Below are 22,998 nucleotides of genomic sequence, written 5' to 3' on the forward strand. Positions count from 1 at the left end.
GCTTATTGCCGTAGGTGCAAGCCTTTGAACACCGTGGATAAATCATCTACTTCAAAAATTAAGAACGAATGAGCATTTTATTTATTTTATGTTAGATAAAAAATAAACCTCTGTTCTAAACTTAAAGACAAATCATAAAAAAACTCCTAAACATAAAAATCGTTAGGAGCTTTTTACTAATTATTCAATGATAAGATTTATTGTTGTTTTGTCTTCTTCATGTCTAGTACAAACCACCATTCGATACCAACTGTATCATAGATCGTTAGTACATTCTGCTTTTGATCAAGGAAAAAATCAACCGCTTGTTCTTTCAAGTGATGAATCAAATTTTCCATACTTTCTTGATCAACCACAAATTTTAAGAAATCCAAGCCAAGAATTTCATGAGTGGGTAAAGCAATCGCTTCACTAGTCGCTTCTGTTATTCCCACTTGGAAATCACCTTCATTTAAAACATACAGTCCATTTTTTTCTTCATGAACTTTCAGTCCAAGCAAATTACTTAAAAAATGTCGTTGTTTTGCCACATCCAAAACATTTAAATGGATCGTTTCAAAATAAGAATCAGCTGATAGCTTTTTATATGTTTCATCCGATTGACGTAATAGTGATTCTTGGTCCAGTTCTTCAGGATTATCCCCCACTTTTATCTCTGAATCTCTGTGATAAATTTCTAATTGATTTTCTTCAGGATCTTTCAGTAAAATGCCGATACGTCCATCATCTTCTAATGCACATTCGATAGGATAGTTCTTTTTACGAATGCGAGAAAGAATATCTGCTAGTTCTTCCACAGTTGGAATAACAAGTGAAAAACGATTCAGTTTTTTGATCTCACCAAAATGATCATTTGCTCTAGGGCTTTCTTCTAATAAAAGCATTTCACTATCTTGCTCTTGTGTTCCTAGAATAGCTAATTCATTTTCTTCACGTTTCAAATCAAAACCAATTGTGTTTTTGTAAAAGTCAATCATTTTATCTCTATCTTTAACACGGATTGCTACGCTTTTTAAGTATGTATCAGACCCCAACTTAAAATCTCTCATATTCTTGCTCCCCCTCTATCAAACTTTATTTTAACGATGCTTCTCATTTCTTTCAAGCAATAAATGAGTTTTTATTAAAAAAATGTGAGATTTTTCGCATTTTTGAAGAAATTTGTCAGCTATGTATAAATAACAAAGGTTATAAGAAATAAAAACGCACAGAATATTCTACTTATTCCATGCGTTTTTATTGTTAGTTGCAATTAAGAAGCAGCTTCCTCAGAAAATTGACTGTTGTATAAGTCAGCATAGAAACCATCTTTTTCCATTAATGCATCGTGGTTACCTGTTTCAACAATAGAACCATGATTCATGACAATAATATTATCAGCATCTCTGATCGTTGATAATCGGTGAGCAACTACAAAACTAGTTCGGTTTTCTAATAAACGATTCATCGCTTTTTGAATCAATATCTCTGTTCGAGTATCTACACTAGAAGTTGCTTCGTCAAGAATCAATACATCTGGATTTACTAAGAACGCCCGTGCAATTGTAATCAGTTGTCGCTGACCTTGAGAAATATTGCTCGCATCTTCATTCAATACAGTATTGTACCCATCAGGTAATTTGCGAACAAAATCGTCTACGTGAGCAGCTTTTGCAGCTTCTATCACTTGTTCTTCAGTTGCATCATCATTGCCATATTTTATATTATCATAGATGCTTCCAGTGAATAACCATGTGTCTTGCAGAACCATCGAGAATTGTGCCCGTAAATCATCACGAGAAAGATCTCGGGTATCTACGCCATCATAGCGAATACTACCGCCAGAAACGTCGTAGAAACGTTCTAAAAGATTGATCAACGTCGTTTTCCCTGCACCCGTTGGTCCCACGATAGCCACCATTTCTCCGGGTTTGACATCCAAATTGAAATCTGTCATCAAAAGATTATCTTCTGTGTAACCAAATTGGACATTTTCAAAACGGACTTTGTATGGTGTGTTCTCTTCAACTGGCAATCCAGATTTATTATCAGTCATTTCTTCTTCATCTAATACCTCAAAAACACGTTCAGCTGAAGCAACCGTTGATTGAATCGTATTCATCAAACTTGCTAATTGTGTAATTGGTTGTGAAAATTGTGTTGTATACTGCAAGAATGCCTGTACATCCCCAAGTGTCATATTCCCATTTGCTACTTTAACTCCACCTAACACAGCAACAAATACATAACCCAAGTTTTTAACAAAGTTCATCAAAGGCATGATGATGGCCGAAATAAACTGTGCTTTCCAACCAGCTGCATATAACTTTTGATTTTCTTCTTCAAAAACTTCTTGGTCTTTTTCTGTATGATTGAACGTTTTAACAATTGTATGACCACCATACGTTTCTTCCACTTGATTATTTAACAGTCCTAAACTTTTTTGCTGATCAGCAAAGAATACTTGGGATTTTGGTGCGATGATCATGACAACAACTAAACTCAAAGGAATCATCAACAAAGCCACAAGTGTCAATTGCCAGCTGATCGAAAGCATCATAACAATCACACCGATTAATGTCACAGCACTCGTAACAAATTGTGTCAAGTTTTGTTGAAGTGTACTAGCAATATTATCCATATCATTGATTGCACGTGACATAATATCCCCATTGGTATGTGTATCATAATAGGAAATTGGTACACGATTCATTTTTGCTTCCAAATCATGGCGTAATTCATAAACAGTACGTTGGGATACTCTTGTCATGATAAATTGTTGCAAGAAGTTAAATACTGCAGAAATCAAATACATGACAATAACTGTTGCAATAATTTGGGCAATTTTATCAAAATTAATTGGAAACTTAGAAATTTGTTGTCCTGCTTGCATTTGTTTGGCTCCAGCCATCACCCCATTAAAAATCTCAGTTGTTGCTTTCCCTAAAACTTTTGGCGTTTGGATTTGGAAAATAACCGCTGCAATCGCTAGTATAAATACAGCAATAATCGCTACCATGCGTTTTGACATATAGCCAAATAGTCGTTTCACTGTCCCCCAAAAATTCTTTGGTTTTTCTCCTTTTGCACCAATATTTCGACCTGGACCATGACCAGCTCCCATTGGCCGTTGAGGAGGTTGTGTGGTTGCTTTACTCATGCTAAATCCTCCTCTCTTAATTGTGAATGAACAATTTCTTGATACGTTTCATTCGTTTTAAGCAGTTCTTCGTGTGTACCTTTGCCAACTAATTTTCCTTCATCAAGTACAAGGATCGTATCCGCATCCATGACGGTACTTACACGTTGAGCAACGAGCACAGTAATACTTTCCTTCATGTTTTGTTTCAATGCTTGACGTAGCTTCGCATCTGTTTTAAAGTCCAAAGCAGAAAAAGAATCATCAAATACGTAAACATCAGCTGGTTTTACTAAAGCACGCGCAATAGCTAAACGTTGTCTTTGTCCGCCAGAAAAATTTCCACCGCCTTGCTCGACGTGGCTATCTAATCCATTTTCCATTTCTGAAACGAAATCTTTTACCTGCGCAATTTCTAGTGCTTTCCAAATCATCTCATCGGACGCATCCGCTTTCCCATATTGCATGTTTTCTCTGATCGTACCAGAAAACAACATCGCTTTTTGCGGTACGAATCCCATCAACTCACGTAAATTATATTGTGTCATATCCGTGATACTTACACCATTGATTTTGATCGTGCCAGATTCTATATCATATAAGCGTGGAATAAGATTCACTAAAGTTGATTTACCAGAACCTGTTCCGCCAATAATTGCGACCATTTCCCCAGATTTCGCTGAAAAATCAATATCTTCTAAGGCTAATTTTTCTGCGCCATGGTAACGGTAGTTGACATGTTCAAAAGAAATAGTAGCCTCTTTTCCTGCTTGTTTCACTTCTTTTGGATTTTCAGGATCTTTGATGCCAACTTTTTCATCTAACACTTCATTAATTCGGTCTGCAGAAGCTTGTGCTCGAGGAACCATGATGAAAATAGCTGAAAGCATCATAAAGCTAATCAAAATCTGCATAGCATAAGTCATAAAGGCAATTAAATTTCCAACTTCTAGTGTCATATCAGCTATGTAGTGTCCACCAAACCAAGTAATTGCGACGTTTGTTCCACTCATAATCAATGTCATCATCGGCATCATTAATGCGACGATCGTATTCACCTTAATGGCTGTATTTGTATAATCTTTATTGGCTAAGTCAAAGCGATTCTCTTCAAAACGTGTTTTATCAAATGCACGAATCACTCTTACTCCAGTTAATCCTTCCCGAAACACTAAATTTAATCGGTCTGTTTTCTTTTGCATACTCTTGAATAATGGAACAGCAAAGTACATAATACCACCAATAAGTACTAGCATAATCGGAATAACAACTAAGAAAATTTTTGTTAGTTCATGATCTTTTTGATAAGCTAAAAAACTTGCTCCAATCAATGTAATTGGTGCATTGATCATCATTCTTAAAAACATTTGTGTAACCATTTGAATTTGGGTCACATCATTTGTCGTACGTGTAATTAACGAAGCAGTCCCATATTTATCAAATGCATCTTTTGTTAAACTCTCAGATTTTTTATAAACATCCGTACGTAATTGTTTTCCTAACTTTTGTGATTCACGTGTAGCAAAAAAAGTATTTGCAATCGCCGCAAAAATACTAATCAAAGAAAAACCGATCATGATAAATCCAGTATGCCAGATATAATCAACATCTCCTTGTGCGACCCCTTTGTCAATGATATTTGAGGTAAGTGTCGGCAAATAAAGATCTGCGAAAACCTGGACAACCATGAACAAGGCAGCTGCAATAGCTGAGGTCAACGAAATCCGTTTGACGATTTTTAGCATATAATTCCCCTCTTTCTATTTATAAGCACCATTTTTCAACCAAGTTAATTTTAATTGAAATTCTTCGATCGCATGATCAATCGAGTACTCTTTCGATTTTGAAAATGATTTATAAGCATGAGCAATGGTAGTAAACACTGCATTCATCACTAATTGAATTAATAGTTCCATCTCATGGTCATTTTTCACTTTGAGTGTTGATTGATCAATTAGTTCAATTAGTTCTTTTGCTTCTTGTTTATGTTTTTCATGCGGATCCTTTGTATGGGGAACAACTTTACGAGAAGCTCGATAATCCATATTCATAAATAGATTTCGATAAAACAAGGCATTTTCTCCTACTAAAATTTCACGAATCATTTTAGTAAAATAAAGCTCGAAGCCTTTAAATAAGTCCCCATCCACCTCTTTCATCAGCTGGATCATATCTCTTGAACTATCGCGTCTCACTGTTTCAAAATAATAATAATAAAGATCTTCTTTATCTTCAAAATATTGATAAAAACTCCCTCTAGGAATCTCGGCAATTTTTACAATATTAGCAATCGAAGCATCTTTTAATGACACCCTTGAAAATTCAACTCTTGCAGCTTCTAGCAATCGTTTCTTTTTTTCTTCTGGTAAATGAAAAAAAGTTTGTGTGGGCATATTTATCCTCCTTTCTGCCTTAAATGACACAACGTCATATGACACCTTGTCATTATAACATCAAAAAAATGTTTTGCAAATTATTTTCATATTTTTTCATAAAAAAACAAAAAATTTCATTCTTAAAAAACTTGATAGCCTTTTCACTTTCAAGTAAACTAGCTATGTTAGTCACCTAACAAAAACGGATAGAGGAGAGAGTATTATGGCATCAGTTTTAGTAGTAAAAGGTCACCCATTGACTGAACAGGAATCACGTTCAGTTCAAGCGCTAACCACGTTTTTAAATAGTTATAAAGAAAATCATCCTGAAGATGAGGTGACTGTTTTAGACCTTTATCATGATGATATTCCAGAGATCGATGAGGAATTACTTTCAGGATGGGAAGCGCTTCGTGCAGGTGCTGAATTCACCACATTATCTGAAAGTCAACAACAAAAAATTGCTCGTTTTAATGAATTGACTGATCAATTTCTTGCTTCAGATAAAATCGTTATTGCTAATGCCTTATGGAATTTAAATATCCCAACAAAATTAAAAGCATGGTTTGATACTGTTAACGTAGCCGGAAAAACATTTCGTTATACAGAAAATGGTCCAGAAGGATTAGTGTCAGGTAAGAAAGCCTTGCACATCCAATCTAATGGTGGCATCTACAATGGACAAGACTTTGCTTCACAATATGTAAAAGGGATTTTAAACTTTGTGGGTGTTGATCAAGTAGATCAATTATTTATTGAAGGGATCGACTATACCCCTGATCGTGCGGAAGAACTAATGCAATCAGCATTAGATAAAGCGGCTGACTTTGGAAAAACTTTCTAATTGTCTCTGCTATATAAGATAAAAAACTACAAAAAAGTACAATAAAGCTTCTCCTTCTCACCAAACAGATAGAAGAGATGTTCAACTGAATGAACATCTAGTTAAACAGGAGCTTAAAAAATCCATAAAAAATAATCCGTTAAATCTGAAAATAGCTTTTCTTTTTTCAAATTTTATCGGATTATTTTTTATGGTTCGTTACAATTTTTGCCTTACTTATTGTTTCTTCACTACTTACTTTGTATATATTAATTCTCAGAGTTGGAAATTTCTATTCCGTCCTTATTTTTTTCCTCATATAAACTTGATATTGTTGTATACCATTCAAATATATGCGTGATTATTACTTTTGCTGCTGCATATACCGGAATACCCAAAATGACACCGACAATCCCAAACAATTTTCCAGAAGTTAATAAAACTAATAAAATCGTCACAGGATGAATTGCTAATTGGTTTCCTAGAACTAATGGAGAAATCAAGCGTCCTTCAATCGTTTGCTCTAAAGCTGCAACAATCAACACTTTAATCAACATAGCAGGTCCTGCTACAATGCCCAAAAATATAGCGGGGATAATTGCTAAAAATGAACCTAAATAAGGAATTAAATTTAAAAATCCAGCGATAATCCCTAAAGTCACTGCGTAATCTAAGCCAATGAGTGCAAAGCCAATCATAAACATGATGGCGACGGTAAATGCCACTGTTAACTGTCCTCGAATATAAGAAGAAACCTGTGCATTCATTTCACTTAAAACTTTCAATGTTGGTTTTCGCATACGTGTCGGTAAAAAATTAACGAAGTAAGGTGCTAATCTTTTTCCATCTTTCAATAAATAGAAAAGAATAAATGGCATAGTGATTATCGCTACAAAAATTGTGGCGATCGTCCCAACAAAACTTCCTAAACTTTGAACTGTACTTTTTGAGATATCTTGAAGCATGTCTCCTGCTGAGCTCATAAATTTGTCTCCAGCAGATTCTAATTGTTCTCTAAATTGATTAAACAATGGATCACTTAATATTTCCGTCAATTTCTGATCAATCGTTTTGACATATTGAGGAAAATTGTCAATAAAACTTATAGTTTGTTCTTGTATTTTGGGGATAATCACTACCGATCCCCAAACAATCAACGCAACAACTGTTACAAATAAACCGATAATACTATATAATCTTGGAATTTTCTGTTTTTCCAAATAGTCCACTATCGGATTCATCAAATAATACAAAATACCTGCTAAAATAATTGGCAAACCTACAACTGCTAAAAATTGCCAGATTGGCGCAAACAAATAGGATACTTTTGTAAATAAAAAAACGATCAATAAAATCAAGAGCACCACTAATAAAGCAGTAACCACTTGATTATTTAAAAACCAGCGCCAAAACCAAGAGATTGGTCTTGTTCTTTTATTCTTTTCCTCCATAATCCCACCTACTTATACTCAATTTGTGTGCCAATATTAATCTCTGGTAACTGATGTGGTGTTAAATAAATGCCATTAGCGATACTATTTTCTACAGAATAATGATCAAAAATCAAGGTCACATGTCCAACAGTGCTTAAATTTTCATTTGCCATTGGTCCGACATGTTCAATCGTATATTCTTGCTGATCAAAAGAGATGACATCTTCTTTTTTAAGAGAAAATGTTTCTTTTGAAGTAATTTCTTGAATCACTGAATAGTTACGTAAAGTTGAAGTCGCTGTTTGATCAAATAAAATCAAGATTGGTTCTTGCTCACTTACAGCTTGTTCTCCTATTTCTTTTATAGTTGCATGAATCATCTTATCCGCTCCTTCCCTACAATAATCTTTCTTCAAGTATATAATAAGTATAACATATTCTCTTTGTTTAACCGTCATGAATTGATATGTGCTAAAATAGTAACGAAACCTATTTCAGACATTTTAGGAGGGATAAAAATGGTAGAAAAAATCATTTTAGGAACGTACACAAGACGTGTGAGTGAAGGGATCTATACCATTGAATTAGATACTGAAAAAGAAGAACTTACGGGGTTAAAACTGGCAACAAAAGAAAATAGCCCCACTTACTTAGCCAAAAGTGAAGCTGGCTATCTATATAACGTAACAAGTATTGATGGATTAGGCGGAATTGGCGCTTACGATCCTAACTTTCATTTTTTGAATGCGGTAACAGAATCTGGTGCCCCATTATGTTATGTTGCTGTAGATGAAGTACGTCAACTCGTCTATGGAGCAAATTATCATAAAGGCGAAGTCAATGTATATCGCATTTTGGACAATGGTGGTTTAGAAGCAACTGATGCCGTTTTTCATCAAGAAGAAACCGGACCTCACAAAAACCAAGACCATGCCCACGTTCATTATACCGATTTAACTCCAGATAACCGTTTAGTCGTTTGTGACTTAGGTACCGATCGTGTCTATACGTATGATGTATCTAATGAAGGAAAGTTATCACTTATCTCTGAATTTGTGGTAGATCCTGGAACAGGTCCTCGTCATCTGGTCTTTCATCCGATAAATAAAACAATCGCCTACTTATTTGGGGAGCTAGACAGTACTGTACGTGTGTTAACTTACAATAAAGAACAAGGAACATTTGAAGAAAAACAAAAAATCAGCACATTACCAGAAAACTTCAATGAAGAAAATGGTGGCGCTGCGATTCGCGTTTCCAAAGATGGACGTTTCGTCTATGCCTCAAACCGCGGTCATAATTCAATTGCTGTCTTTGCTGTTTCTGAAAAGGACCAAACTTTGGAATGTATCCAAATCATTGCCACAGAAGGTGATTTCCCACGTGATTTTGCTTTGAGTCCTGATAACAATTATATTGTATGTGCTAATCAAAATTCCGATAACCTTACCCTCTACTATCGCCATGAAAACACTGGTTTACTGGAATTACGACAAAAAGATATTTACGCACCAGAATGTGTCTGTGTCTATTTTGATAGGAGTATAGAAAAATGAAGAAAGATGATGTATTAGATCGATTAAGAGAAGATTTAGAAATCCCTTTTTTCCAAGGAAAACTGGAAGATAAAGAGTATAGTGAAGAAGACTATCAAAAAATAAAAAATGACCTGATCAACTATTTTGACGACTATGTCAGAAATGTCGAGAACTAAAAGATAACCATTTACATTTTTCCAACAAAAACTCAAATCAAAGCTTTGATTTTGACATTTTTATTCTGTAGACAAAGAAAAAAAACTTCTTTGCTCTACAGTTTTTTATTATCATTAAAAATCTATCCTTCAAAAAAGGAATCTTCACTGAATAAACGAATCTGACATTCATTGAGAAGTAAACAACCCTGTTGAACGAATCCATTTTTCAAACAATTATTTCTAAACAAAGTGGCTCTTTTGATGTATAAATCGAAAAACAGAATGCTTTGTTTGAAAATCAGTTTTTTCTAATTTGTATATAAAGTCAAATAGGAACAACATTTTTGAAAATCAACTAATTTCTATCATTCATTAAGCACTTGAAAAAAGGAGGAAATTAATTATAGTTCCCACTCATGTGGAAAACTAAATTAATTCCCTCCTTTTTTCTTAGTTATTCGGTATAGAAAATAATCGAATTAGAACATGGCTCATCCCTCTTATATCCAAAATTTTCTTTATTATAGGTTCGATAGTCTTTCTCAGCCATTTGAATCAATTCTTCCCCCTCAAAAAAATGCTCTATATCCAACTTTACAAAATCTTCCAGAATGGAAAGTTTAGAATCAATGGATAATATTTTAGGAAAAATATCCCAAAAATCTTGATTGTTGTGTTCATTTACTAATTGTGAGACTTGTTTTTCCAAGTTTTTTACATAATAATACGTATCATTATCATTCATTTGTTTAAAGTGCCATTTTAATTTCAAACATCTGTCATCAAATTTTTTTTCAAAATCATTCATTTTAACACCCTTATTCATTAATTTTTTATTGTAAGAATAAATTGAACTATAAAAGGAAAATAAGTTTAATTATAATTATACTATTAAAAACAACTAATGAATTTTCGATTTTTTACTTCATTTTTGTGATAAATTAAAATTTAAAAATGTTTTGTGTCTGTTCCCCTGTATACAACAATTAGAGCAACAGATGATCTAACTTGAACCAAGGAATAAAAATAAGGTCTACTGGGCGTTTAAAATCGCTGGAATAATTTCCACAAAAAAACCGTCGAGTTGGTTAGGCTCGACGGTAAAGGCGAATTACCCAATAGAGTAATTCAAAAAATTGTTGTTGGTTATAGGTTACTTTACTATGATAAACGATTTAACATGAATGAACATAAAAATTATATGATAGTTAAATTAAATAACTCTATTTTTGAATGAACTTTCAATTTGATTTATTTTTTTATTAATAGATTGGTCATTTTTTGAATCGTTGCAGAAATTTTTTCTGTCGCTTCATCTTGCTTTTCTTCAGCGGCATCAAACAAATAAGGATCAATGCCGGTTTTTGTTTGGAGACTTTGAATCATTTCTTCACAACCAGCTACATAAGCCATATAAGCTTTTTCAAAATTTTTATGAATCCCCATAACTTTTGCAGGTGGTCGAAGTTGGCTAATTTTTTTCAAGATCAACCGATATTTTGTTGTTCCTTCTTCAAATAAATGAATAGTTTCAGCTAATTCTTCGGCTGTTAGTTCTACTGTTTTTTTCTGATCAATAGCTTCTCTGATGATTTGATATTTTGGATGCATTTGTTCACCAATTTCTTCTGTTTCTTTCACCATTCGATCCACTGATTGCACATAATAACCAATATTCGGTAACATTTTTTCTTCCTACTTTCCATTTTATTTCTTTTTTATTTTACCTGTTTTTTATAAGAATGAATAGGCTTTCTCCTTTATTAAAAGAAGGAAAAACATTATTTTTCAAAAAAATGATTTTTCAAACTATATTTTTCCCCCGAAACAATGTCATATTGAATCATTTGATAAGCTTCATATAGTTCTTTTTGTTTCTTATTTAATTGAGCTTCTTTATGCCATTGTCCATTTTGATAGTATAATTCTCTTTCAAAGGCGGGTAATTCTTGTTCAAGAGATAATAATAGTTGATAAAAACCCGTCGTCGCCTGGTTTGTTTGGTCTAGTAAGCTAGCTGCAAAATAAAATGGACTAATGACTGCATTTTGGTCTTCTTTTTTCGTTAATTTCCCTTGATTATCAAACATTAGAAATTGAGTTTCATGTAACGTTTGCTTATCATTCTTGTTTTGGATTTCCTCAGAATAAATACCAGGCAAGTGATCCCCCCAAAAAACTACTAACGTTCTTCTCGGCAATGCCTTCAAAGCTTCCGTAAATTCCTTTAATGCTTGACTACTATAAGCAATGTCTTGTACATAATTTTCTAAACTACTTGTACTACTATCATCATCTGTTTTAACTGAATAATCTAAATCAGTATACTTTCCACCATATGGCATATGCGTCTGCATCGTCACTAAATGGATAAACTGTGGTATCTGTCCATTTTTTAAAAGATCAAGCACTTCTTTATAAGCTGAGGCATCAGAAATATAAGGATTGCTCTCAATTGTCTCGGTGTGAGTCATTGTGCTTTCACTAATAAAATTATCAAAGCCTAAAATATTGTAAACATCTTTACGTTTATACATCGATGTATTATAAGGATGGATAGCCGTTGTATGGTAATTTTGCTCATTCAATGTCGACACAATAGAAGGTAGTTTCGTCATTTTAGGGACTAGCATTGTATATGGGGTGGTCATCTGTGCATTAAATAATGCCATCGAAAAACCAGTAAGTGCTTCAAATTCAATATTGGCTGTTCCACCACCATAGTTTTGTGAAAGCATAGTTCCACTAAACGTCTGATTAGCTACGGCATAATAATCTGCTAAAGGTTCTCCTGATACGTCTACGCCGTTTAAGCGACTTGGATCTGAGAAACTTTCACTCATGACATAAATAATATTTGGTTTTTCATCAGAAGCGGTTTTATTTTTTTCATTGGCTAATTTTTGGTATTGGGTAGTAATCTCATTTATCTTTTCTTCTGAATACCCACTAGGTTCTTCCATTGGATCGATTTTCAAATTGTATAAAAAACCACCAATAAATCCAGTATTATAGTAATTCATTTTTTGACTGTAAGGTATCCATAGGGCCGTTTTATTATATGCTTTTCGAAGCAAATTATTAGGATTATTAAAATTGCTAATGTAAAAAAGCGCAAAAATTGTGGTAATAAAAGTAATGATTCTGATTGCTTGAAAATTCCGTCCTCTTTTCAAACTACGATAAAATGACCAAATACTAGCTACTACGCCAAGCATGATCAACCCTAGTAATAGATAAAACAAAACATCTCCTGTCATATCTTTTAATAAACCAAATTCGGTTAACATTTTTAAATCATCAGGATAAATTGGTTCTTGACGGTAACTCATCTTTAAGTAGTCTGCATAGCCCAAAATCCCAAGACTTATCAAGTAAAAGAAGGTTCCAAAAAGAAAAGAACCCAATAATGAAACTAAAAAAAGAAAAACAGTTCCCAGCACCAGACAAGCTAATAAAAACTTTTCAGTATGCCATGAAAAAGCAAATTTTAACGCTAAATCAAGCGATCGATCATTTTGACACCATTGTAAATATAAGTTACTCCCTACAACGATCAATATCGTACTCATAACGAGTAATATAACTTTTAAACTATTCTTTTGTTTCAAAGATAGTTGATTAAAATAATAATTTATGCGATTTTTCAAATGGATGCTCCTTTGGTTTCATTTGTATACTCCTTGGTATCCCTTTCTTTATTTTAGTAGTTTACGATTAGCAAGTAAAGAATTGTAAAAAAAACATAACAATTTTTCCTTCCATAAAAAAGGAACAAGTACATTGATGCGTACTTGTTCCTTTTTTTATAAACCCATTTCTCTGTTAAAAGGAATCATCTTATTTCTAAAACAAGAATTTCTCCTTTATTTCCAAAAGTCATCCAATACAGTGATTGGCAAATGGCGTTTATGTTGTGTTTTATTCCACCAAGCTTCAATTTTTTGTTGGGCATCGACGGGTACTTCTTTTCCTTCTAAATAATCATCAATTTCAGTATAAGTTACACCCAAAGCAACCTCATCTGCAATCAAGGGTTTCCCATCTTCTAAATCAGCTGTCGGTATTTTGGTATAAAGTTTTTCTGGTGCACCTAGTTCTTGGAGCAATTGTTTTCCTTGACGCTTATTCAAGCGGAACAATGGCAAGATGTCTGCCCCACCATCACCAAATTTTGTAAAGAACCCAGTAATATTTTCAGCGGCATGATCCGTTCCCAGTACCGCCCCTTCTCGTTCGCCAGCGATAGCATACTGCGTGATCATTCGTTGACGCGCTTTGATATTTCCCTTGTTAAAATCGCTGATTGCTATGCCTGCTTCCTCTAATGCGGCTACTTGGGCATCAACAGCTGGTTTAATGTTTACTCGTAAACGTACATCTGGTTGGATAAATTCTAATGCTTCTTTGGCATCTTCTTCATCTGCTTGTTCGCCATAAGGTAAACGGACTGCGATAAATTGATAACGCTCATCCTTTGTTTCTTTACGCATTTCTTCTATCGCTAATTGCGCCAAACGTCCAGCTAATGTAGAATCTTGTCCTCCACTAATCCCTAAAACAAATTTTTTTAAGAAAGGGTATTTTTTTAAATAAGCCTTCATGAAATCAATACTCACTCGTATCTCATTTTTAGGGTCAATCGTTGGTTTGACACCTAATTCTTGGATAATTTCTTCTTGTAAGCTCATTGTTTTTTCCTCCTTAATCTTCATTATGCAAATTCGCGACATTTTTCTTCATGCGCTCCATAATTGCCATCTTATGATTCCAGCAATCTGTCGATAAATCAACAGGATACTTTTGAGGGTTTAAGTCACGTTTGTATTCTTCCCAAAGTGAATCTAGATTATTACGAGTATACTCTTTTATTTCATTTAAAGAAGGCAAATCATACACACATTGCCCTTCCACAAAAATATCTTGTAGAATCGGACGTGCAGTAAAATCACGAACCGTCTTATTAATAAATGTATGAACAGGATGGAACATAAAAATTTCCTCTTCTTTTCTGGGATCTTCTTCCCAAAGCGTCACATAATCGCCCTCTGATTTTCCGTCAAAGTTACGCGTAATCCGCCAAACTTGTTTCTTACCAGGAGTCGTAACTTTTTCTGCATTGCTAGAAAGCTTAATGGTATCAATCATCTCACCATTTTCATCTTCAATTGAAACCAGTTTAAAAACCGCTCCTAATGCTGGCTGATCATAGGCTGTGATTAATTTTGTACCCACACCCCAGACATCAATTTTTGCTTTTTGCATTTTTAAATTCAGAATTGTTGCTTCGTCTAAATCATTTGAGGCATAGATTTTAGCTTCAGTAAAACCAGCTGCATCTAATTGCTCACGTACTCGTTTCGAAATATACGCCATGTCTCCACTATCAATACGAACACCTTGAAAATTAATTTTATTTCCTAGTTCTTTCGCCACTCGTATCGCACTTGGTACTCCTGATTTTAATGTATCATACGTATCTACCAAAAAAACACAGTCTTTATGTGTCTTGGCATATGCCATAAATGCTGCATAATCATTTCCATAAGATTGCACAAGAGAATGGGCGTGTGTCCCGCTCGCAGGGATACCAAATATTTTCCCAGCTCTTACATTGCTTGTCGCATCTGCCCCGCCAATGTAAGCAGCACGAGTGCCCCAAACAGCTGCATCCAGTTCTTGAGCTCTTCTTGTCCCAAATTCTAATAAAGGATCATCACCGATCACTGATTTGATTCTTGCAGCCTTTGTTGCAATCAATGTTTGAAAATTGACCATATTCAAAAGAGCTGTTTCGACTAATTGGCAATGTGCCAAAGGACCTTCTACTTGAATTAATGGTTCATTTGCAAAGACTAATTCACCTTCACGAGCAGAACGTACAGTTGCTTTAAATTTAAATTCTTTTAAATAGGTTAAAAAACCTTCAGGATATACATCCATCTTCCGTAAATAATCTAGGTCTGTTTCAGTGAATGTCAAGTTTTCTAAATATTCGACTAATCGTTCTAAACCAGCAAATACCGCATAACCATGATTAAATGGCATTTCACGAAAATAGCATTCAAAAACAGCATGTAGATCAGCTCGTCCTAGTTCCCAGTATGTTTGCATCATATTGATCTGGTATAAATCGGTATGCAACGTCAAACTGTCATCTGGGTAAATTTTATTCATCTTATTATTACTCCTCTTGGCAAGTTTTCATTTCTTATCCATTATAACAAAAAATTGAATTAGTAGAAGAAATCTTGATTATTTTCTGAAAAAGGACAAATAAAAGCCTTTTACAAATCAAGTCATTCTCTTGATTTATAAAAGGTTTTGTTTACACTATTGAAGGAGTTGCTTTTTGTTCAATGATCACAATGTCCTTGTTTGGTCGTTTAAATTGAATCCCAGCTTGTTCTAAATCCTGTTTTACACCAATATGCACCTTAACGTCTTCACGTTCAGTTTTTAAAATACGTCGAATCACAAAATCAATTTCTTGTTTTGTAATCTTTTTTTTGGTATTAACCATCAATAGTTGTGTCTTTTCATACGTATCCAAAAATAGGATTTGCGTACGATCAAGCGAATAAAATTTGTAATATTTAATAGCGGTACTACCAAAGAAAAAATCAACTACTTTAGGATAAAAAGTCTTAATATTTAAATTATTTGTAACAGGGGTTTCTATTAATCTCATCTCATTCCTCTTTTCTTTCATTTTTTATAACAAGCGTCCAACTAAGGGAATCGCTTTCAAACGTACGTGTTAAACTCAAAAAAATTCGTTTTTCTATAGTATTTATTATAACATAAAAACAAATGCAAAAAAATATACAAATTTTCTTGACCTTCTAGTTACGTCAAGGAATAAGATAAATACACAAGGAGGCCTACAATGGAATATACAATTAAAAAAATGGCTGAAATTTCTGGTGTCAGTCCTAGAACCCTGCGTTTTTATGATGAAATTAATTTATTGAAACCAGCAAGAATCACTTCGTCTGGTTATCGCATCTACAGCAGCCATGAAGTCGATCGTTTGCAACACATACTATTTTACCGTTCGCTTGAATTTAAATTGGAAAAAATAAAAGAAATTTTAGATAATCCAACATTCGATCATCAAAAAGCTTTGATTGAACATCAAAAAATGTTACTAGAAAAAAGAGAGCAAATTGATACATTGTTGACAACGATTCAGCAAACATTAAACAGTTCCAAAGGAGGAAAACCCATGCAAGATCACGAAAAATTTGAAGGACTAAAAAAACAAAAAATAACAGAAAACGAAAAAAATTATGGACAAGAAATACGCACAAAATATGGAAATCATACCATTGATGAATCAAATAAAAAATGGCAAAATATGGAAGAATCTACATTTAAAGAAATGCAAGCGACGGAAAAACAACTCTTGATTGATTTATCCACTTATCTAAACAACCAAACCGACCAAAAACTAGCCGACCGAATATTTGAAACACATAAAAAATGGCTTTCTTTCACTTGGCCCACTTATAGTTCAGAAGCTCACCGTGGATTAGGGCAAATGTATGTAGCAGATGAGAGATTTACTTCCTATTACGATGATCGTTGCGCAAAAGGTGCAGCAAAAGCACTTCATTCGATTATCCAAACACATACTTCTTCCTAAAAATTTTTTTCAATCGCTCACCCCTTCCCCTTATTCAATCATGAAAAAAGACCTAATCCCTGTGATGGGCGTTAGGTCTTTTTTATGTGAATGGCACACAGCTACTGATTATCGTTGAATAAATCGATAAGGTATCTTTATTTGTTCCATTTTTTCTTCAATGAAAAGTATGAAGGCCGTTTCACCACATTCTCTCAAACCATGATCAATCGTTGAAAATGCCAATAGTTTACTAATTAGTAGATTGTCTCTTCCTATCACACGTTTTTTACTTTCTAATAGGCCGTTTTGTAAAATAGCTGCAGCAACAGCATCGGTATTTGACAAAATACCGTCAATCTTCTTTTGTTTGAAATACTTTGCTGCTTTCACACCTTGTTCATAGTCAATACAGTTCCAAAAAATATTCTGTAAGTCAAAATTGGGGAATATTTTTTTACAAATTTCTAATGTGATTTTAGAGTTATAGCTTAGACGACCACTTCTTCCTAAAGTCACTCCTAAATTTTCAACGCCTTGTGTTTTTAAGTAGTTAAGTGCCTCTTTTAGTGATTCTTCCCGATTAATAAAGACACAGCTAGCTTTTGTTTCTTTTATTTCTTCACAGAAAATAATCGGTCCATATTTTTGATAAGAAAGCAAGACAGCTAACGGATTGGCACGAGATGTGACAATCAAACCATCAAATCTTTTTCCTGCAAATTCTTCTAGATACATTCGTTCCCTTTCCACTTGATAGTTTGTTGGTAGCAAGGTTACTTTGTAATCCTCATTAAAAGCAGACTCAATAATTCCGCTAACCAATTGATCAAAATAGGGATGATCAGTATAGGGTAAAATAACTCCTATATTTTTTGTTCTCCCGTAACTTAGTTGCCTCGCACTCGCATTAGGTACATACTCTAATTCTTTTATTACAGACAAAATTTCAGCTCGTTTTGTTTCATCAACATAAGGGTGATTGTTGATCACTCGGGAAACAGTAGAAACAGAATATCCCGTCAACTTTGCAATATCTCTGATGTTTGTCATGTTTCACTTAGACCACCTATACAAAAAGATTTTCTTGTAAATAGTCTACCACAGCATGCCCGCATTCGAAAAATTGATAGAATGTCCCATTGTATTCAAAACTTATACGTTGTCCACCTAAATAAGTATCTTTTGTCAACTCACTAATTTGTTCTAAAGGAATTTTTTTCACCATCTTCTTATTTAACCCTTGAGACGTAGACAATTCAAGCATAGATTCTTTAAATTCCACAAATGCATAAAAATAATCAGTCATTGCTCCGTTGGTCACTTTGATGTAGGTATTCATTCTAAATTCCTCCTTTTTGATAAAATGAGTATAACTTATGAAACGCGTCTCATAGCAAGTCCTTTGTTTTGTCTCATCAAATCAGTAACAAATAATAAAAGATATATTACCTATATCTTTTGACACTCAATAAGACTTTCATTTTAACTATCTAGAAAAAGTAGTTCAATCTCTTAAGTAGAATTCTGCTACCATAAATATTGAAATAAATAATTGAAAGGAGTTTAGTCTAATGTTTAAACAAGCACAAAAAATAGGCAGAAAAAGAGGAATAAAGAAAAAAATAAGAAGTATACTACAACGAATATATCTAGCACGAATGAGGCGGCAGAAAAGAACAGCTGAAGAAATAAGGAAAAAAAATCAGCGAAAAAATGTAAATGTGGAGAATCTAGTAGAAATCAAAGAAAACTGTCTAATAGATAAAAATAGACCATCGAAAAAACAAAAAAAAGAAAATATTTTGTTACGCAGAGAGCAAGAAAAATTTGATCACTTACTAAAAAAATCGCAAAAGAAAATAGACAAATTGACGAACTCAACGCGTTCAGATAAATTTATCTTTTCAACTAAAAATAGTTTTACAAGATAATCAACTAACAATAAGTTATTGATAAACTAAATAGTCTTTGATATTCCTGCCCCTTTTTTGTCCCTCTTTCATTTAAAATAAAACAAAAAAGAAGAGAGAATCCCATTATAAAAAGATTCTCTCTTAATTTATTACATCATACCGCCCATCATTGATGGATCCATCGCTGGTGCTGCTGGTGCCGCTGGTTCTGGTTTATCTGCAACGACTGCTTCCGTTGTTAATAGTAATGCTGAAACAGATGCAGCATTTTGTAGTGCTGAACGAGTCACTTTCGTTGGATCAACGATACCTGCTTCGACCATATTTACCCATTCACCTGTCGCCGCATTAAATCCTGTACCCAATTCAACATTTTTCAATTTATCAACAATAACTGAACCTTCGTAACCAGCATTTTCTGCAATTTGACGAATTGGTTCTTCTAGCGCACGAACGACGATTTTCACACCTGTTGCAACATCGCCTTGTGCTTCTACAGCAGAAACTTTATTAATGACATTGACTAATGCTGTACCGCCACCTGAAACCATTCCTTCTTCAACGGCTGCACGTGTAGCGTTCAATGCGTCTTCAATACGTAATTTCAATTCTTTTAATTCAGTTTCAGTTGCTGCACCGACTTTAACAACTGCGACACCGCCAGCAAGTTTTGCTAAGCGTTCTTGTAATTTTTCACGATCAAAATCGGATGTTGTTTCACTGATTTGATTTTTAATCAATTGAACACGAGCTTCAATAGCTGTTTTCTCACCAGATCCTTCAACAATTGTTGTGTTGTCTTTATCTACGACAACTTTTGAAGCATTTCCTAGATTTTCGATTGTTGCATCTTTCAATTCAAGCCCTAAATCATCTGTAATAACTGTACCACCAGTTAAAATAGCAATATCTTCAAGCATTGCTTTACGACGATCCCCAAATCCAGGTGCTTTAACTGCTACAACGTTAAATGTTCCACGGATTTTATTCAATACTAATGTTGGTAGAGCTTCGCCATCTACATCATCAGCGATAATCAACAATGGACGAGATTGTTGTAAAATTTGCTCTAACAATGGCAAGATATCTTGAATGTTAGAGATTTTTTTATCTGTAATCAAAAGATACGGATTTTCTAAAACAGCTTCCATTTTGTCATTGTCAGTGACCATGTATTGTGACAAATAACCGCGGTCAAATTGCATTCCTTCGACCACATCAAGCTCTGTTTCGATCCCTTTTGATTCTTCAATAGTAATCACACCGTCATTGCCAACTTTTTCCATTGCATCAGCAATCAATTGCCCTACTTTTTCTGATCCAGAAGAAACAGCAGCTACTTGGGCAATTGCTTCTTTAGAATCTACAACTGTTGAAATATTATGCAATTCTTCAACAGCTGTTTTTGTTGCCAATTCAATCCCACGACGAATGCCTAATGGGTTAGCTCCTGCCGTGACATTTTTCAATCCTTCACGAACAATTGCTTGTGTTAAAACAGTCGCAGTTGTTGTTCCATCACCAGCAATATCATTTGTTTTTGAAGCAACTTCAGAAACTAATTTTGCTCCCATATTTTCAAAATGATCTTCTAACTCAATTTCTTTTGCAATCGTTACCCCATCATTTGTAATCAATGGTGAACCGTATGATTTTTCTAATACCACATTTCGACCTTTTGGCCCTAATGTTACTTTTACTATATCTGCTAATTTATCTACCCCACGTAGCATTGCTGCACGAGCATCTTCTGCAAATTTCAATTCTTTTGCCATGTCTATTCACCTCATCAAAATTTTTTAGATCTTTTTTATTTACTCAACGATCGCCATGATATCTTTGCCTGCAACGATCAAATATTCTTTTCCTTCAAATTTCACTTCTGTACCGGCATATTTTTCAAACATCACCTGGTCGCCTGTTTTTACATCAGCTGGAATTTTTTCTCCGTTTTCCAATAAACGGCCTTCACCAACTGCGACAACTGTTCCTGTTTGTGGTTTTTCTTTAGCTGATGAAGCTAAAACGATCCCTCCAACAGTTGTTTCTTCTTCTTGTGCGACTTCGATAATGACGCGATCACCTAATGGTTTTAACACGATAAATCCCTCCGATAACTCTTTTTTTGGATTTGTTAGCACTCTTATATACCGAGTGCTAACTTACATTTTTAATAATACTCATTCTTTGATTTTTTTGCAAGCTTTTTAAATGAAGTTCATTAATTTTATTATCAACAATTAGAGGTTCACAAGTTAACCTCTAATCGTTCTATGTTATAATTAATACCTATCCTTGCAGACTACTCTTTCTGCCTATTTTCAAGGAGGAATTTTATGTCACTAAAAAAATATAGTTTTGCTAGTATCTTTTGTTATGGTCTCGTTTTTCTCTCTCCTTTGATTTTTCCATATATTGGAATTGTTCATAATATCTCTGGAGTGATTACCGCCACTGCGATCATGTATGTCATTGGAGCTATTGTTTTAGCTTTCTTTTACTTCAAGCAAAATGAACCGCTATCAATTGAAGCAATCATCCCAAAAGCATCGTTGTTACGAATTATTTTATATGGTTTAGTTGGAATTTTTATTGCTCTGATCATCCAAGCTATTGCTGTTGCCTTAGAAACCTTTTTATTTGGAAATAGTGGTCCTTCTGAAAACACCCAAGACATTATCCAAATGATTCTCAAGGCTCCAGCCTTTATTTTAGCGACAACGATTGCTGGACCGATTATGGAAGAATTTGTTTTTCGTCGTAGTATTTTAGGGATTGTTGAAAAATACACGAATTTTTGGGTTGGAGCTGTAATTAGTTCTTTATTGTTTGCTTTCGCACACAACGATGGACACTTGTTGATTTACTTTTTCTTAGGATTTTTCTTTAGTCTACAATATAAAACTACTGGAAGAATTTGGACATCCATGATTACCCATGTTGGTATGAATACATTGGTTGTGATTGTCCAGTTAGCCATTCAAAAAGGATTGATTTCTGCTTAATTTTTTATTAGGTTTTCCTTAAATATAAACTAAAGCGAGAGGCCAAAAATTTAGCCTCTCGCTTTAGTTTAGTTACTGACCATTTAACACTTTATTTAAGCTAGTAGTGATTAACTCAGTATCAGCTGAATTTTCCATTTCTAATTGGTTTGCTTTCGCATTTGCTGCTGCAAATGGTGTTTGAACGGATTGTTTCACCTTAGCATCCGTAATTGAATCAACATAATCTTTTTGTTCTTGCCAAGCTTTCTTGATCAAACGGTAATATTTCTCTTCCTTTACTTCATCACTGGTAGTTGTTCCTGTATCTACTGATGTGTTTGCTGTTTCTTGCGTACCAGTCTCATTCACTATACTGTTTTCAGTATTTTTCTGAATAGAGGTCTTTTCAGCACTGGACGTTTCCTCTTCTGTAGTAGAATTATGTATTGCTTGAGAAGACTTCAGCTCACTATTAGAAGAATCTGATGATGGGCTTTTAACATTCGCACTAGAACAAGCCGATAACAATAACACACCCAATAAAAGAATATACACTTTTTTCATTTATTTCACTCCTATAAACTAAAGTTATTTACAGTTCAAGGATAATAAATACAATAGATAAATAACAGTTCAGCAACACAATTTATATAAAACTTAAACTATCACATGATCGTTACGTTCTTTAAGTACAAGTATACGATAATGGTGATGAGTGAATGATTTTACGAGTTAAGAAGAGCTTTGTCCCTTCTTAGAAGTCTTTTGTGAAGTAAAAAGCCACAGTCCTAAGTTATTAGAATTGTCGCTCTTTTTTTATTTTATAAAAACTAATTTAAAAATTTATCTTTTGTTTGCTAGGGGCAGATCGCTTCTGTCACCATCTATTCATGGTGTTCAAAAGGGTTGATCTTCGACACTAAGTCAATAAATCTCAAAACATAAAAAGCTGTTTCAAGATTTTCTTCCTTAGTGATTAGATCAAAGCACTCTTTTCACAACCTTTTTCACGGTGTTACAAAA

The 22,998-nt window shown here is 34.0% G+C and carries 23 protein-coding genes; 6 read left to right on the plus strand and 17 right to left on the minus strand.

Features of this window, described 5'->3' with window-relative positions:
- Positions 1 to 197: 197 nt before the first annotated feature.
- The 4 genes from EVI01_RS11430 to EVI01_RS11445 form a co-directional block, all read right to left on the minus strand.
- A complete protein-coding gene (locus EVI01_RS11430; protein ID WP_010751754.1) occupies positions 198 to 1,049 on the minus strand; it encodes a VOC family protein in 852 nt (283 codons plus the stop codon).
- Positions 1,050 to 1,252: 203 nt separating this feature from the next.
- Entirely contained in the window at positions 1,253 to 3,139 is a 1,887-nt protein-coding gene (locus EVI01_RS11435; protein WP_010751755.1) for an ABC transporter ATP-binding protein, read from the minus strand.
- A complete protein-coding gene (locus EVI01_RS11440) occupies positions 3,136 to 4,863 on the minus strand; it encodes an ABC transporter ATP-binding protein (protein ID WP_010751756.1) in 1,728 nt (575 codons plus the stop codon). Before EVI01_RS11440 ends, EVI01_RS11435 begins: the two co-directional genes overlap by 4 nt.
- A gap of 15 nt (positions 4,864 to 4,878) precedes the next feature.
- Complete coding sequence (locus EVI01_RS11445) at positions 4,879 to 5,511, minus strand: TetR/AcrR family transcriptional regulator (RefSeq protein ID WP_010751757.1); 633 nt, start codon at positions 5,509 to 5,511, stop codon at positions 4,879 to 4,881.
- Positions 5,512 to 5,716: 205 nt separating this feature from the next.
- Here EVI01_RS11445 and EVI01_RS11450 point away from each other — a divergent pair, with 205 nt between their 5' ends.
- Positions 5,717 to 6,337 (plus strand): NAD(P)H-dependent oxidoreductase, encoded by a 621-nt coding sequence (locus EVI01_RS11450; RefSeq protein ID WP_010751758.1) that lies wholly within the window; start codon positions 5,717 to 5,719, stop codon positions 6,335 to 6,337.
- Between the two features lie 248 nt (positions 6,338 to 6,585).
- Here EVI01_RS11450 and EVI01_RS11455 read toward each other — a convergent pair whose 3' ends face one another.
- Positions 6,586 to 7,767 carry an AI-2E family transporter gene (locus EVI01_RS11455; protein WP_010751759.1) on the minus strand — a complete coding sequence of 394 codons (1,182 nt, stop codon included), beginning with the start codon at positions 7,765 to 7,767 and terminating at the stop codon, positions 6,586 to 6,588.
- Between the two features lie 8 nt (positions 7,768 to 7,775).
- On the minus strand, positions 7,776 to 8,129 hold the full coding sequence (locus EVI01_RS11460) for a PTS glucitol/sorbitol transporter subunit IIA (RefSeq protein WP_010751760.1): 354 nt from the start codon (positions 8,127 to 8,129) through the stop codon (positions 7,776 to 7,778).
- Positions 8,130 to 8,267: 138 nt separating this feature from the next.
- Here EVI01_RS11460 and EVI01_RS11465 point away from each other — a divergent pair, with 138 nt between their 5' ends.
- Positions 8,268 to 9,305: a lactonase family protein gene (locus EVI01_RS11465; protein ID WP_010751761.1), complete on the plus strand. Its 1,038-nt coding sequence runs from the start codon at positions 8,268 to 8,270 to the stop codon at positions 9,303 to 9,305.
- Positions 9,302 to 9,463, plus strand: coding sequence for a hypothetical protein (locus EVI01_RS13740; protein ID WP_010751762.1), 162 nt, complete (start codon positions 9,302 to 9,304; stop codon positions 9,461 to 9,463). Before EVI01_RS11465 ends, EVI01_RS13740 begins: the two co-directional genes overlap by 4 nt.
- Before the next feature lie 436 nt (positions 9,464 to 9,899).
- Here EVI01_RS13740 and EVI01_RS11470 read toward each other — a convergent pair whose 3' ends face one another.
- From EVI01_RS11470 to EVI01_RS11495, 6 genes are all read right to left on the minus strand, one after another.
- Positions 9,900 to 10,253 (minus strand): DUF7006 family protein, encoded by a 354-nt coding sequence (locus tag EVI01_RS11470; RefSeq protein WP_010751763.1) that lies wholly within the window; start codon positions 10,251 to 10,253, stop codon positions 9,900 to 9,902.
- A 443-nt stretch (positions 10,254 to 10,696) separates the two neighbouring features.
- On the minus strand, positions 10,697 to 11,131 hold the full coding sequence (locus tag EVI01_RS11475) for a hypothetical protein (protein WP_010751764.1): 435 nt from the start codon (positions 11,129 to 11,131) through the stop codon (positions 10,697 to 10,699).
- Between the two features lie 95 nt (positions 11,132 to 11,226).
- Positions 11,227 to 13,083 (minus strand): LTA synthase family protein, encoded by a 1,857-nt coding sequence (locus EVI01_RS11480; RefSeq protein ID WP_025480688.1) that lies wholly within the window; start codon positions 13,081 to 13,083, stop codon positions 11,227 to 11,229.
- 228 nt (positions 13,084 to 13,311) lie between these two features.
- The gene (nadE, locus tag EVI01_RS11485) at positions 13,312 to 14,136 is read right to left on the minus strand and encodes an NAD(+) synthase (RefSeq protein ID WP_010751766.1); all 825 of its coding nucleotides are present in this window, start codon (positions 14,134 to 14,136) and stop codon (positions 13,312 to 13,314) included.
- Between the two features lie 13 nt (positions 14,137 to 14,149).
- A complete protein-coding gene (locus tag EVI01_RS11490) occupies positions 14,150 to 15,622 on the minus strand; it encodes a nicotinate phosphoribosyltransferase (protein WP_010751767.1) in 1,473 nt (490 codons plus the stop codon).
- A gap of 151 nt (positions 15,623 to 15,773) precedes the next feature.
- Positions 15,774 to 16,136 (minus strand): DUF1827 family protein, encoded by a 363-nt coding sequence (locus tag EVI01_RS11495; RefSeq protein WP_010751768.1) that lies wholly within the window; start codon positions 16,134 to 16,136, stop codon positions 15,774 to 15,776.
- 198 nt (positions 16,137 to 16,334) lie between these two features.
- Here EVI01_RS11495 and EVI01_RS11500 point away from each other — a divergent pair, with 198 nt between their 5' ends.
- The gene (locus tag EVI01_RS11500) at positions 16,335 to 17,093 is read left to right on the plus strand and encodes a MerR family transcriptional regulator (RefSeq protein ID WP_010751769.1); all 759 of its coding nucleotides are present in this window, start codon (positions 16,335 to 16,337) and stop codon (positions 17,091 to 17,093) included.
- A gap of 108 nt (positions 17,094 to 17,201) precedes the next feature.
- Here EVI01_RS11500 and EVI01_RS11505 read toward each other — a convergent pair whose 3' ends face one another.
- Positions 17,202 to 18,125, minus strand: a complete 924-nt coding sequence (locus EVI01_RS11505) for a LacI family DNA-binding transcriptional regulator (RefSeq protein ID WP_010751770.1) — start codon at positions 18,123 to 18,125, stop codon at positions 17,202 to 17,204.
- Positions 18,126 to 18,141: 16 nt separating this feature from the next.
- A complete protein-coding gene (locus tag EVI01_RS11510) occupies positions 18,142 to 18,414 on the minus strand; it encodes a hypothetical protein (protein WP_010751771.1) in 273 nt (90 codons plus the stop codon).
- A gap of 232 nt (positions 18,415 to 18,646) precedes the next feature.
- Between EVI01_RS11510 and EVI01_RS11515 the strand changes: the two genes are divergently transcribed.
- Positions 18,647 to 19,006, plus strand: a complete 360-nt coding sequence (locus EVI01_RS11515) for a hypothetical protein (RefSeq protein WP_010751772.1) — start codon at positions 18,647 to 18,649, stop codon at positions 19,004 to 19,006.
- A 131-nt stretch (positions 19,007 to 19,137) separates the two neighbouring features.
- On the opposite strand, the gene groL is transcribed toward EVI01_RS11515, so the two are convergent.
- Complete coding sequence (gene groL / locus EVI01_RS11520) at positions 19,138 to 20,763, minus strand: chaperonin GroEL (protein ID WP_010751773.1); 1,626 nt, start codon at positions 20,761 to 20,763, stop codon at positions 19,138 to 19,140.
- A gap of 39 nt (positions 20,764 to 20,802) precedes the next feature.
- Entirely contained in the window at positions 20,803 to 21,087 is a 285-nt protein-coding gene (gene groES, locus EVI01_RS11525) for a co-chaperone GroES (RefSeq protein ID WP_010751774.1), read from the minus strand.
- Between the two features lie 237 nt (positions 21,088 to 21,324).
- Between groES and EVI01_RS11530 the strand changes: the two genes are divergently transcribed.
- Entirely contained in the window at positions 21,325 to 21,993 is a 669-nt protein-coding gene (locus EVI01_RS11530) for a CPBP family intramembrane glutamic endopeptidase (RefSeq protein ID WP_010751775.1), read from the plus strand.
- Positions 21,994 to 22,065: 72 nt separating this feature from the next.
- Here EVI01_RS11530 and EVI01_RS11535 read toward each other — a convergent pair whose 3' ends face one another.
- On the minus strand, positions 22,066 to 22,539 hold the full coding sequence (locus EVI01_RS11535; RefSeq protein ID WP_010751776.1) for a hypothetical protein: 474 nt from the start codon (positions 22,537 to 22,539) through the stop codon (positions 22,066 to 22,068).
- Positions 22,540 to 22,998 lie beyond the last annotated feature (459 nt).

This window comes from Enterococcus villorum, from assembly GCF_007990225.1.
GTDB lineage: Bacteria > Bacillota > Bacilli > Lactobacillales > Enterococcaceae > Enterococcus_B > Enterococcus_B villorum.

Bases quoted from the DNA above. Each gene is read 5' to 3' on its own strand.
- EVI01_RS11500 (WP_010751769.1), top strand. From the start codon at position 16,335: ATGGAATATACAATTAAAAAAATGGCTGAAATTTCTGGTGTCAGTCCT.
- EVI01_RS11530 (WP_010751775.1), top strand. From the start codon at position 21,325: ATGTCACTAAAAAAATATAGTTTTGCTAGTATCTTTTGTTATGGTCTC.
- nadE (WP_010751766.1), bottom strand. From the start codon at position 14,136: ATGAGCTTACAAGAAGAAATTATCCAAGAATTAGGTGTCAAACCAACG.
- EVI01_RS11465 (WP_010751761.1), top strand. From the start codon at position 8,268: ATGGTAGAAAAAATCATTTTAGGAACGTACACAAGACGTGTGAGTGAA.
- EVI01_RS11430 (WP_010751754.1), bottom strand. From the start codon at position 1,049: ATGAGAGATTTTAAGTTGGGGTCTGATACATACTTAAAAAGCGTAGCA.
- groL (WP_010751773.1), bottom strand. From the start codon at position 20,763: ATGGCAAAAGAATTGAAATTTGCAGAAGATGCTCGTGCAGCAATGCTA.
- EVI01_RS11460 (WP_010751760.1), bottom strand. From the start codon at position 8,129: ATGATTCATGCAACTATAAAAGAAATAGGAGAACAAGCTGTAAGTGAG.
- EVI01_RS13740 (WP_010751762.1), top strand. From the start codon at position 9,302: ATGAAGAAAGATGATGTATTAGATCGATTAAGAGAAGATTTAGAAATC.
- EVI01_RS11450 (WP_010751758.1), top strand. From the start codon at position 5,717: ATGGCATCAGTTTTAGTAGTAAAAGGTCACCCATTGACTGAACAGGAA.
- EVI01_RS11490 (WP_010751767.1), bottom strand. From the start codon at position 15,622: ATGAATAAAATTTACCCAGATGACAGTTTGACGTTGCATACCGATTTA.
- EVI01_RS11495 (WP_010751768.1), bottom strand. From the start codon at position 16,136: ATGAGATTAATAGAAACCCCTGTTACAAATAATTTAAATATTAAGACT.
- EVI01_RS11505 (WP_010751770.1), bottom strand. From the start codon at position 18,125: ATGACAAACATCAGAGATATTGCAAAGTTGACGGGATATTCTGTTTCT.
- EVI01_RS11435 (WP_010751755.1), bottom strand. From the start codon at position 3,139: ATGAGTAAAGCAACCACACAACCTCCTCAACGGCCAATGGGAGCTGGT.
- EVI01_RS11510 (WP_010751771.1), bottom strand. From the start codon at position 18,414: ATGAATACCTACATCAAAGTGACCAACGGAGCAATGACTGATTATTTT.
- EVI01_RS11440 (WP_010751756.1), bottom strand. From the start codon at position 4,863: ATGCTAAAAATCGTCAAACGGATTTCGTTGACCTCAGCTATTGCAGCT.
- EVI01_RS11470 (WP_010751763.1), bottom strand. From the start codon at position 10,253: ATGAATGATTTTGAAAAAAAATTTGATGACAGATGTTTGAAATTAAAA.
- EVI01_RS11535 (WP_010751776.1), bottom strand. From the start codon at position 22,539: ATGAAAAAAGTGTATATTCTTTTATTGGGTGTGTTATTGTTATCGGCT.
- EVI01_RS11455 (WP_010751759.1), bottom strand. From the start codon at position 7,767: ATGGAGGAAAAGAATAAAAGAACAAGACCAATCTCTTGGTTTTGGCGC.
- EVI01_RS11445 (WP_010751757.1), bottom strand. From the start codon at position 5,511: ATGCCCACACAAACTTTTTTTCATTTACCAGAAGAAAAAAAGAAACGA.
- EVI01_RS11515 (WP_010751772.1), top strand. From the start codon at position 18,647: ATGTTTAAACAAGCACAAAAAATAGGCAGAAAAAGAGGAATAAAGAAA.
- EVI01_RS11475 (WP_010751764.1), bottom strand. From the start codon at position 11,131: ATGTTACCGAATATTGGTTATTATGTGCAATCAGTGGATCGAATGGTG.